The organism is Periweissella cryptocerci (assembly GCF_004358325.1).
GTDB classification, from domain to species: Bacteria; Bacillota; Bacilli; order Lactobacillales; family Lactobacillaceae; genus Periweissella; species Periweissella cryptocerci.
Genome location: NZ_CP037940.1, coordinates 44602 through 56896, shown reverse-complemented (window position 1 = coordinate 56896; position 12295 = coordinate 44602). Strand labels below are relative to the sequence as shown.

The following is a 12295-nucleotide window of genomic DNA, read 5'->3' as shown; positions in this document are numbered from 1 at the left end:
GTGATATGTTTGTTTCTTTTGAGGAATTGTCTGATGACATCCAGACTGGGATTTAACGTGAAATTGTTGAAGTGAATAATAATCATACTGTAAGTCAAATAGAAGTACGTAATCGTTTTAAAAAGTTACAGGCAGAAGGCACTCATTAATGGTGAGATTCTCACTGAGATGCAGCGGATCAACTACCGCCGCGTGTTTGCAAATAATTATGAGGTAGTTTATGTTATTCATGACAACCGAGTTGTTATTTCACGAATTTTGCATCAAAGTGAATACGTTGAAAATATTTTACGATAATGTGAACACGTATCGCAGGAGTTCACATTGGTATTATTTACACATGTTATGAAAAACTGAACATTTTACTCAAAAGAGTCAATGAATTTCAAAGTTCATTGGCTTTTTTTCGCATACAAAAATTTTTTGTCCCAAAATTTTTCATTAATTATGTCAAATAATTTTTTTACGGTATTCTATCCACGTTCACGAGAAAGTGACAAAAAATACAAAAGGAGTACGACACATGTTTAATAGCTTAGTTAGCTTTTCTCAACCCTACTTGGGGGTATTTAAACAGGCACAACGTTCTGCTGAACACTCAGGAAACATCTTACGCATGTTTGACCTGGCATCATCAATCAACGGCTTACAAGGGAAAGCAATGCTTATTATGGGGCCAATTTTTTTCTTAGTTGCGTTGATTTATAGCACGATTGATTTGGTCGGAGCTTTTAAGAAACGTCAGGGTGCTGGTATCGCAGAATTAACTGAAAATGTTCAAAAAGACATTATTATCATCATTGTCTTTACATTACTCGGTGTGATTATTGGTTGGGCAGTTCAGGCCGGTCAAGGTGCTGGGGGATCAGTTAAGCCAACATATGTACCAAAATAATAAATTAGGGAAAGGGGAAACTTATGTTCACAAGGAACAAAACATCAGAGTTCATGAATGATAGTTTGTTTCTGAAACTTGCATACCCAAAAAACAAGGAAGAAAAGAACACAATCCTTGAACTGGGTCAGGAAATTGAAGGATTTTCGGATGGCTTACCATATGTAAGTTTAGGAAACGCAGAGCGGTTATTTGAACAACTACGTCACTTAGCCACTCAAACAAATTTAGTATTCACTTTCGGGATTGAATTATATCAACTTGATAATAAGAATAAGCCGGAGTCAACAAATTTGGCAATTCAGCCGTTTGTAGTAGATTTGAATTTTGTTAATATTGCTCATTCCTACGTGGATGATTTTTTCAATAATAAAGAAAATCGCGATAATGACGATTTGACATATGGGGATATTAGTAGCTATTCAAATGACGTAATTAAAGCGGTATTAGCTAATACTAAAATACCGCACGCAATGTTGCCACAAATTCCGAGCGAAGCCGAATACTTCACGGCGGTTCAGAAGCAAACACCAATTAAGATTCAATCTCAAGGCGTCAGTGTAAAAAAAGACATTGATACGATGCAACAATCAGAATCGTATCGGCAACCAGAAGAAGTGCACTCCGGGATCCCGGTGGTTACTTCGAATGAACCTTCAATAGAAGTGGGCGAGGATGTTAGTAATCATTCTGGTGAATATCAGCCCGCACAGGGTAATTCAGTACGAGCTGATGTTGAACGTGTAAAATCTCCAGAGCACACCAAGCATGTTTCTTCTCAACCGGTACTACTAAATCAATATCAAGTACAACCACAGTTATTTGATATTGACGACACGCTTGTTCAGGTTGAACCCGCTAGCCCTGATTATGTTGCATATCGAGTTAACGAGGCACACAAGAACGCTAACAAGTACATTCAAAAAGTGGTTGATGAATTAAACCACAAAATGGATGCGGTGCAAAATGAACAATTTGCAAACATTCAGGCAGCAGTAGCAAACACGGTAAATGAAATTGAATCAGATTATTCGTACCGTGATGTGACCCACAAACAAGTTGTAGATGGCTTACTAGCATTACAACGTGAAGAATTAAGAGCCGAAATATTAGAACTCGATGATGCACACGAACAAGCACAAGCTGATGCGAAACGTGAATATGAATCAAATTTAGAACTGTTAGCTTCTAAACGCAAAAATGATGAAATGAATCTGCGAACTGTGTCAGCCGCTAAGTACAAAAATCTGGCAGCTGATAAGTATGCGGAAATCATTGAGCCGTTGGATCAAGACCATATGAAGAAAGTTGAGCGGTTAGAACGTGATGAACGAAAAGAACGTACATTACGTGTTCAAGCCAACTTGAATAAAGAAGTAGCTAAGAATGAACATTTACTCGCTCAAATCTTCAATGATATGGCTTCAACGATTGATAGTGATGCTAATGCTTGGCTAATTGAACAGGACAATGCAATTCAACACCAGGCCGTCTTGGAAAATACTAAACAGGCCGGGTCAAACGTTGAAGAACTACGACAACAAGTAGCAACTCGTGACCGGGAATTGGCTGAAAACAATCGTCAAGCAAGCATTCTTGAAACAACTATTACGGAACTTGAAAAGCAAAACACAAGTCTTCAAATGCAGGTACAATCTTTCGCTAACGTGGCTCAACAAGTCCCGCAACCAACTTCTCAATCTGAAAAGCCTAGTAAATTAGAACAATTGATTGAGAAACAAACTGAATTAGCAATGCTTAAACAAATCACAAATGATGAATCTTCTAAACATAAGCAACCTACGCAACAGAACACGCAATCGTGGAAACCAATGGCTATGGTTGGTAGTGCATTAGGAGTATTGATGATTGTTGGTATTTCTGGCACGCTACTGTTCTCTAATAGCCAACGTAGTGCCATGTCTAAATCTTATGACACACGAATTGAGCAGTTACAAAAGGATCAGTCGGCAACCGCAAGCAGTTATTCTAAACAATTGGAGAAGAATTCACCGTCCAAGGAAGCATCAAGTAAAGAAGTAACTAAACAGACTGATAATACTGATGGAGACGCAACGTTCATGCAACCATCAATGCCACCAAAAACAAGTACAGCTCAAAGTTCATCCAACGATAGTTTTTCTAAACTTGATGACGCTATTACATCTAAAGATGGTTATAGTATTACCAAGATTTATGAGGATAGCTTTGCCAACAAGGACTTAGTTACTGATGACCGAACTTACGCGATTGGTGCCAACTTCTTGAAGATTGACGACCTGGCATCAGCAAAAAATGTTCTTGCAACGAACAAGGGGCATAACACACGACTTGCTTACGCTATTGCAGACTATGAAGACCAATCAAGCGCAAAAGTTAATTCATAACAAGTCTACAAGTTAATTTGTAGAGCTATAACAAGTTGATTTGGCTACAAATTAATTAGTAGAGGTATACAGGCATGACAATTAAAACAACACGAACAAAGAAACGGAAGCATCACAAAGCGCAGATGGGGATTTGCATTACATTGATCACCATGTCGATTACTACTTTGGTATTAGCTGTTAATCCAGTTTGGTGGCAAGGTCGTCTTGGACAGCATAATGCAGACCGTATCGCGGCATCTTCTAAAATCAAGCATCAGCAAGTTAAGGCTGATTATGGTTTAGGAGATGATATTCCATCTTGGTCAGCAATGAATAAGCTACAAAAAGTGGTAAGAATGGAAACGCTACGAGGTTATGTGTCAGTTCCAGAACTTGGTATTGAGCTACCAATCTATGAAGGTACATCAAACGTCGCTTTAGCGTCGGGGGCTGGAACACCCAAAGGGGTAAATGATGGATTCCTAAAAGAAGCCGATGTAATGGGGAAGTCAAACTATGCGTTATCAGCGCACAACATGGCTGACTACCGAACATACTTCTCACCACTACAAAGGAACATTAGTGGGACGTCATTAGCTGGATTTAAGATTTATGTAACTGATGGGCGCAAGGTTTATCAGTATAAGCAAACGTTAAAGCATATTATTGATAACACTGATGCGGCTTCTGAATGGCTACGAAATACTTCTAAGACTGATAATTCACCAATAATTACACTCACAACATGTTTTGAACAGCCACCGTATTACTATCACGCCACAAAACGAATTATTATTCGTGGAGACTATGTAGGAGAACAAGCATTGACTGGAAAGTTGGCTAAGCAATTGTTCGAAATGATGCCGCCAAAGCAAATTGAGAGTAAATAAAAACACCTCACGATTTGCGAAGTGTTTGGAAATGATTATTGATATTTTTTTATACGAAGATATTGTGAGCTAATCCACCCCCAATAAGTTGTATCTCCATAATTACCGTATTTATCAAAGTATTCTTGTGGTGTACCGGTTTGCATAGGGGTAATTTGAGCATAGTAATAAATTTGAGTTTTTCCATCAGGCGTTACAAAACGCGCTTTTTTCGAAAAATCATAAATTTTCATGTCTTTAAGTGAGATTGATTTAGATAATGAAAAATTCGAATCATTCCCTACTTTTTGATATGCAAAACCGGCGTTCGCGTTTTTAAGATATGGGCCAGCTACGAGACTGCCGGCAAGATATGAGCTGGTTGTTTTACCGGTAAAAATATCGGTTCCAGTAGTTAATTTGAAATCTGACTCAGCTTGAATGTAGTAGTGACCTGTTGCTTTAACAGTTGCAGTATTGATTGTATAAGACTTCAAGGTAAGTCCAATAGTACCAAGTACAGGTCTCATACCTGGAGTAACTAACTTATCCTTACTTCTTGCTGCGCGTTCTATATTCAACATCAATTCATGAGCATCTTTATTAAATCCATAGGCTTTATCAGCCGCAACAACATCAGATGCTTTTAGTTTTGTAAGGTCACCAAATTTATTTTGATAAGCCGTTACAGGTTTAAATGTAGTTACGGCTTTTGTTTTAGAAGTTGACGAATATTTGCCAGTTTTTATTTTAGTAGAAGCAATGTATCCAAGTGTTTTGGTACCTTTCTTGATTAAAAAATAGGTTGTTTTCTTACCAGTTGAATACTTAATGGTAATTCGTTTCTTTGAAGAAAGGTTAACTTTCTTGAATTTTGACACCTTGTATTTTTTAACAAGTTTAACGGACTTTCTTACATGCTTGCCTTTGAGCTTGTAAATGTACCCGGATGATTTCTTAACATGGTAAGAACGGGCTTTCTTATATTTGGTAATTTTTGAAATGTGTGTATGTTTAGTAGCTGCGTCTGCTTGACTTACTGAATTAAGTAAGCCCCCGAAAAGGGTTGCAGCGACTAAAGTTGTAGCAATTAATTTGGTGTATTTCATGATCAAAACTCCCTCTGTTGCACGTGTTTATAAGCTCTAGTATCGCAAAAAAAAGGTTATTGTCAATAACCTTTTATAGAACAACGTTTCGTCGTTTTAAAAATATTGAATTTACCAAAAAAGGAATAGGGAAAATAATGGGAAATCATAAGAACAAAAAGAAATGGGTAAGGAAGCTACAACGTGCAATGGTAGCTTCAGCAATTGCAACTAGTGTCGCCGGTACGGCGGTTGTAGCAACCACCTACTTATCTCCAAACATCTTAAATGTTAAGGCAGCTGCGGATATTTCTGGTGTGGATTCAACAACTTGGGGCAAGCTTGGAGCAACCAAACTATCCAAAAATGATAAGGTTGAATTAGAAAATCAACCATTCCATATCAGCGCACTAAATATTACTAGCGTAAAAATTGAAAATGATGTGGGAACTTCATACAATGCAACAACCTATCAATCGGCGGTAGCTGGTGCAATGGAACAGAATCAACCGTCCCTTGCTTTTAAACTAGGTAATTCGGCCAATACCGAAAGTGAATTACCATCAGTCAGATATGCTATTAACCAAAAAGATGATGACGGTGATAAAGTTGATGTTATCTTATCCATCACTGGTGCTAAACATAATTCATCGTTTAACGGAGGAATTATTGCCTTCAATAAAGAAAGTATCGGATATACAACAACTGGATACGATGATACAACATATAGCTACAAAATTGTTAAGCACGGAACTAACGATTCGGCAAATTTAGGTGATAAACAAGTTTGGATTTCATTTAATGATATTGATGCTAATCAAGGAGTTGGGTTAAGCTCAAAAACAGCCGCTAATGTTGATGGTATGTATATCCTCGATGCAGACGGTGGTATTAAAGCTGGTGTAGATTCTAATGGAAATCCATATGCACTTGCAGGTATTGATTATGATGAAGGTGTAGAAAATACTGAAAATAATTGGCTCGTTATTTTCAAACCAGGTACATCTACTATTGCAGGTCATTTTGCTAAATCGTACACAACGTATGATCGTGGTAAGCCATATGATGCAGCAACAATTAAAACTCAACAAGATATTATTGATGGTGCTCCTGGAAACAAACGAACTGGTCAAGAATATTTAGGGTTCACGGCAGCATCCGCTTGGGCTATTTCCGAAAAGCCACAACCATTTACTGCGCCATACAAAAACGTAACCGATGATGACGAAGATGAAGTTAAGAACAATACTTTACCTAATGTAAATGAAAAACAACATTACGACATTGCGAATGATGTTCCTGAGAATCCTAAGTTATTGGACTCTTACCGATTACAAGATACGATTGATCCTATGTGGAATGTAACGGATGCCCGAGTATACGTAAGTCACAAGGGTAATCACGATGATGATTCACCGTTCCGAGGTGACGATGGAGCTTCTTCTGGGAACCAAATGTTTGATGCAGCAACTATTAAAAAGAATGCTGATGGCTCAACCTCTGTTTCAGCATCAGCGTTAAGTGACATCTTGAATGGTAAGAGTGGTCTTGGTTTTGCAGACCGTACTTACACACTTCGAGTTTATGTTACTCCAAACACTGATTACATCTTGGCTCACATGGGCGATAAAGGTGAAACATATAGGCACTCAGGTTACACAGATGTAGCTTCTTCTGGTGCGAGCTACAAATCAGGTAATAACGTTCAAGTCTACAATCAAGGTTCACTTTACTTGAATTACGATGGTGCTGCTGACGGTGACACCAATTCAGATGATTCGTCTGGTAACTTACAAACCAAGTACACTGGTACGACTAAAACATTGATTCCATTGATTAACGTCAAAGTATCAAAACAAGGTTTATCATTTGAAGACAATTCAACTGTTCGTAAAGAGCCAAATTCGGCCTATGATTTAAGTGCTGCTAAGTATGCACTGTACAAGGCCGCCGATGACGGAACTGATAATGCCCATGGCGGTACAAGTACCGACTACGCCCTAGGTAAGAAGCTTGGTGAAGCCCAATTGGGTTCAGATAATACCTACACGTTTACTGGTATTCCAGCTGGTGTACGGATGGACTTAGTTGAAACTGCGTCTGGTAAAGGTTATAACATTCCGGCAGCCCAAAGCGCCGGTGACTGGGGTACTTTAATTGCGAAGGGTGATACTAACGCAATTGCTGCTGGTGGAACTTACACAGAAACAGTTCAAGATAAAGAACAATACGGCTATGTCGAAGTTGACAAGTCCGGTGTTGATTTCGGAACAAACATGCCAAGTAGTTTCTACGCACTTACTGGTACAATGTTCCAGCTTTACCAAAAAGGATCAATGATTAAAGTTGGTGTACCATTTGCTGTTGATGCACTTGGTAAGTCAACTTCACAAAAGATTGCCCTGGGCGACTACGATATTCGTGAAGTTTCAACTGACCATGGTTACATCTTGAATAAAGATTGGGTTGGTTCTGCCTCAGTTAAGGCAAGTTTTGACTCAGCAAACCCGACGGCTCAAAATGTCGGCACAACCAAGGTAGCGGAAAAGAATCAGGAACAATATGGTTCATTCAGCTTCCAAAAGTATGACCGTGATAAAGATGCAACCTCACCAGCCGGTGCCGGTTCACTTGATGGCGCACAATATACGATTACTCGTCTTTACGATGGTAAGACTTGGACTGCGACAACTCACGATGGCGGGAAGATTACTTCTAAGGACTTAGGGGCATTCAATAGCTCCCACTTCCAAATTGCTGATTACAGCATTAAGGAAACAAAGGCATCAATTGGGTACCTGGTTGATTCAACAGCGACTAACTTCTCCGTGAAATATGCTGGCCAAGATGCCAAAGTAGCTGCTGATGTGCCAGTTAAGGACTCAGAACAAATCATTCGTAACAATGTAACAATTCACAAAGATGCGGATAGTTCTAAAGCCTTAGTTGCCGGCCAAACTGCAATTGCCGGACTTGATGAAGATTATTCAAACAAATCACTTCAACAACCATTGAAGGGCATCGAGTTTAAAGCGACGTTGACTGACGGTACTGGCTACAACAAGAAGGATGGTGTAGCTACTAAGATTCCGGCTGATGGTAATGTCTTTTACTCAGACTTATCAGATGACAATGGTAATGCAGTATTCCATGATTTACCCTATGGACACTACACAATCACCGAAGAAAAAACTAAGCAAGATGGAACCCAAAACTTTCCTGACGGATTAAAGGCTATTCAACCATTGCACATCAAAGTTACCGAAGACGCCAAGAACGGAGTCATTGATAACGATGGTAAGTCTACTCGTCCAAAAGGCTACACATTTGACGAAGATGATGACCAAATTTCATGGCCAATCAAGGTGACTAAGGTTGATTCTGAAACTGGTAAGGTAATTCCATTTGCTGATACCCAATTCAAAATCAAAGACTTAGTTACTGGTAAGTACCTTGAAATGAATGTGCCAAACAAGACTGATAAGACAGACATCTTCAAAACTAACGATGAAGGGTACTTTTTCACGACAGATTCACTTGATTTTGGTGTTAACCGTTATCAACTTGAAGAAGTCCATGCACCTAATGGTTATGTACTTGCTTCTCAACCAATGACTATCTCAGTCGATAAGCAAGACGATACTGGTAAGCAATACATGGAATTTAACTTCCCTGACGAAAACCAAAAGGGTAAGTTGACGGTCTCTAAGATTGTTCAAACAATGCAAGGCATTGGCGAACAAAAGTCTGACCTTGGTAAGTACATGGGTCTTACTTATGACAAGCGCCCAGGTGAAGGCTACCAATTCATGCTTAAAGCAACGAAGGACGTAGTTACACCAGACGGCACTGTTCGTGTTAAAGAAGGTCAATACATTGATGCTAAGGGTCTTGGTACTGATGACAAGGCAAAAGCACTTGTAATGACGACTGACAAAGACGGTAAGACAACCACTGGAGATGCTATCTTATACATCGGTTCATATGAACTTGATGAAACAAAGGCACCAGCCGGCGTGACGGTTGCCAAGCCATACAACTTTGACGTTACTTATGCCGGTGAAACGGTCAAGGCAACTTCATATGACACAACTGTTAATGACCAACTGCAATTATTGAACATCATTGGTCACAAATCAGAACAAGTATTAAAAGGCTACAAAGATAACCAACCACAAATTGATATTCAAGATGCCCAAGATGGTCAAGTATTCGCATTGCGTAATGCTGACGACTTTAAAATCTTGGATGCAGATGTGAAAGCGGATACGACATTAGCACTTGCCAAAGTGAAGAATGGTAAGTTTGAATTTGATACTTATCTGCCAGAAGGTAAATACTACGCTCAAGAAGTAGACGCTGGTAACTCGCACGTCCTCAACAAGAACAAGTATTACTTCACTTACAAAGCTAAGAACAATGATGACACACAAGGTATTCAAATTTATTCAAACGGTGCCCAACAAGATAAGGGTTCTGAATCTGATGACGATGCTGCGGCCGACTCCGAAGATGCAGACGCCGATAGCGACAAGGTAGTTTCAACTACTGAAATCGCTAATACAGATGTTAACTTTGATGAAAAGGACGCGGCTAAAGATGGTGAATTCAAACCTGAAAACATCATGAATAACTTGTTTCTTGCTGATGTTCCATTTGAAAAAGATAACCAAGTAATTGGTGATGACCTTTACGCTGGTACTGATAAGTATGTTCCTGCCACTGGTGCGGAATTTGAACTTAAAGACGCCCAAGGCAAAGTTATTCAAACTATTTCTACTGTAAACGGAAAGGGTACTTGGTCTAAGTTAGCGGTTGGTGTTTACTCAATGAAGGAAACTAAGGCTTCTGATTTGACGCACGCACTAAACCCAACTGAATACGTTATTACTGTCGCAAAGGACAAAACTACGATTGTTGCTGACGGTAAGACTGTCGGTACTATTGACAACACTAAACTTGAAAAAGCCTATGAAGATGAACAACTTCCAAAGGTTACGAAAGCTGTTGCTGATAACGCTGTATTGACTGACGCTGCTATTAAGACTGCCGTAGATGGTGTTGATACTGATTCAGAAGCATCGGTTGACACTACAAGTGATAAAGCGGCTGACGAAAAAGACACCACACCAACTGATAAAGCCGACTCAGAAGTTAATGATGACGTTAAGGTTGATGAAGCTGAAACATCAGTAGCGGACGCACTCGCGGTTGAATCAGCGTTCACTGTTAAAGACCCCGTTCTTCCAAACATGCCAAAGCCAGGTGTTGAAAAGTATATCGATACTCAAGCGGGACACGTGAAGGATGACAAGGACGATGTTGATCAAACTGTTAAGTTCGTAATCCCTGGTCAATTGCCATTACTCGATGCTGCCAAAGATTTAACTAAGGTTTCATTGAAAGATACACTTGAAGAAGGATTCACTTACAAGGCAGTTAAGATTATCGACGTGACAGCCGGTAACAAGGACATCACTAAAGCTGGTCGCTTAGTTACACCTAAAACTGGTTCATTTGGTGGCCTTGTCCAATGGTTCGCCAATGACTCAGCTTCATTGAACGATCATAAACTTGAAATGCACTTAGATGTTGCTGTAAATTCAAAGGCACTTTCAAAGAAGTACTATGACAAGAATACTGATGAATACGTTGTTCCAAACGTGGCTCACTTGTTGTTTAACGGCTTTGATTTGAATTCTGACGCAAAGACTCGAACAACCACTACACCTGATACTGATTTACCAACACCACCAGTTCACGTTCTCGTTAAGAAGCCTGGTGTTGATAAGAACATTGTTGGTAAGAACAACAAGTTACTCAAGGATGAAGCAGTCAAGAACTCGGCTACTGTTCCATATGTAATTGACGCTTACTACCCATACTCACACAACATGCGTAATGTAACCATTTACGACAAGGTTGTTGACGCATTAATCCCCGAAAAGATTGTTAAGGTCGTTTCTGTTGATGCGAAGGGTAAAGAAACTGATGTGACGAAGCAATGGAAATTATCAATCGAGAAGAAGGAAGCTGGATTAGTTAAAGCAGCAGCTAAGAATTCTTCTGCTTGGTCTGGCGCACACGTTCGACTTTACTTCACTGCTAAACTTGGTGCCCACTCTACTGATAAGAAGTACTGGGACGCTAAGAAGCAAGAATTTGTCATTCCTAACGCAGGCCACATGACTTACGATGACAAGGATTTAGATTCAAATGCTAAAACTCGTACACCAGGTAAGCCAGGTGCACCAACTGACTTGGTAACTCCTAATGTAACAGTACACTTCAAGCAACCTAAAGCCTCAGTTGAAAAATACTGGGTAACTGGTGGTAAGAAGTCCAAAGAATTGAATGCCAAGCTTGGTTCTGTTGAGAAAGCATTGATTATTGGGCATGTTCCATCTGTATCTGATTTGAAGAACTTACAAATCACTGATCCATTTGAAGATGCTTTCACTCCAACTGGTAAGTACAAGGTAACGGTTGATGGTAAAGATGTTACCAAGCAATTTACACCAAGTATTCAACAAAAAGCCGGTGGATTAGCGGTTGTTAAGGCTAAGAACTCACAAAAATGGGCTGGTAAAGACATTTACGTGTACTTTGATGCCAAGGTTAACTCAAACTACACCGCTAAGAAGTACCGTGATAAGGACGGCAAGGGCTACACGATTCCAAACGTGGGGCACTTGAAGTTCAACTCACAAGATTTACGCTCTGATGCCAAGGCCAATGCAGACGGCAAGGGGAATCATGACTTATTATCAAACAAGGTAGTGGTTCACTTGACTGATAAGCAACCAATTCCTGGTGGTCGCAAGCTTTCAAATACTGGATTCATGGCAACTACTAGTATGACACTGTTGTTGATTTCAGCAGTTATGATGGCAGGTGCCGGTTATATTGGATTCAAGCTTTACAAGGAACGAAAGATTTAGGTGAGAAACAAGCAAGGTTTGATAGTGGGAGAATTAAAAAACGTTAAAGGATTGCTTAGGCAATCCTTTTTTCTGTGATTTACGATTTTGATTACTAATATTAAATTTAATATGGTTTAATAAGCTGTAAACG

Annotated in this window: 6 protein-coding genes; 5 read left to right on the top strand and 1 reads right to left on the bottom strand. The window is 39.5% G+C overall.

Translation table 11 applies throughout. The annotated features are described in order from the left end of the window. Positions 1–168 precede the first annotated feature (168 nt). The 4 genes from EQG49_RS14115 to EQG49_RS00190 all read left to right on the top strand — a co-directional run bounded on the left by EQG49_RS14115 (position 169) and on the right by EQG49_RS00190 (position 4154). Complete coding sequence (locus EQG49_RS14115; protein WP_133362056.1) at positions 169–297, top strand: hypothetical protein; 129 nt, start codon at positions 169–171, stop codon at positions 295–297. 226 nt (positions 298–523) lie between these two features. Continuing rightward, on the top strand, positions 524–895 hold the full coding sequence (locus EQG49_RS00200) for a hypothetical protein (RefSeq protein ID WP_133362055.1): 372 nt from the start codon (positions 524–526) through the stop codon (positions 893–895). A gap of 23 nt (positions 896–918) precedes the next feature. Then, a complete protein-coding gene (locus EQG49_RS00195; RefSeq protein WP_133362054.1) occupies positions 919–3282 on the top strand; it encodes a coiled-coil domain-containing protein in 2364 nt (787 codons plus the stop codon). A gap of 74 nt (positions 3283–3356) precedes the next feature. Beyond that, positions 3357–4154, top strand: a complete 798-nt coding sequence (locus tag EQG49_RS00190) for a class A sortase (RefSeq protein ID WP_133362053.1) — start codon at positions 3357–3359, stop codon at positions 4152–4154. Positions 4155–4189: 35 nt separating this feature from the next. Here EQG49_RS00190 and EQG49_RS00185 read toward each other — a convergent pair whose 3' ends face one another. After that, entirely contained in the window at positions 4190–5242 is a 1053-nt protein-coding gene (locus EQG49_RS00185; RefSeq protein WP_133362052.1) for a hypothetical protein, read from the bottom strand. A gap of 137 nt (positions 5243–5379) precedes the next feature. On the opposite strand from EQG49_RS00185, the gene EQG49_RS00180 reads away from it, so the two are divergent. Then, positions 5380–12162, top strand: coding sequence for a SpaA isopeptide-forming pilin-related protein (locus EQG49_RS00180; RefSeq protein WP_133362051.1), 6783 nt, complete (start codon positions 5380–5382; stop codon positions 12160–12162). The last annotated feature ends 133 nt before the right edge of the window (positions 12163–12295 follow it).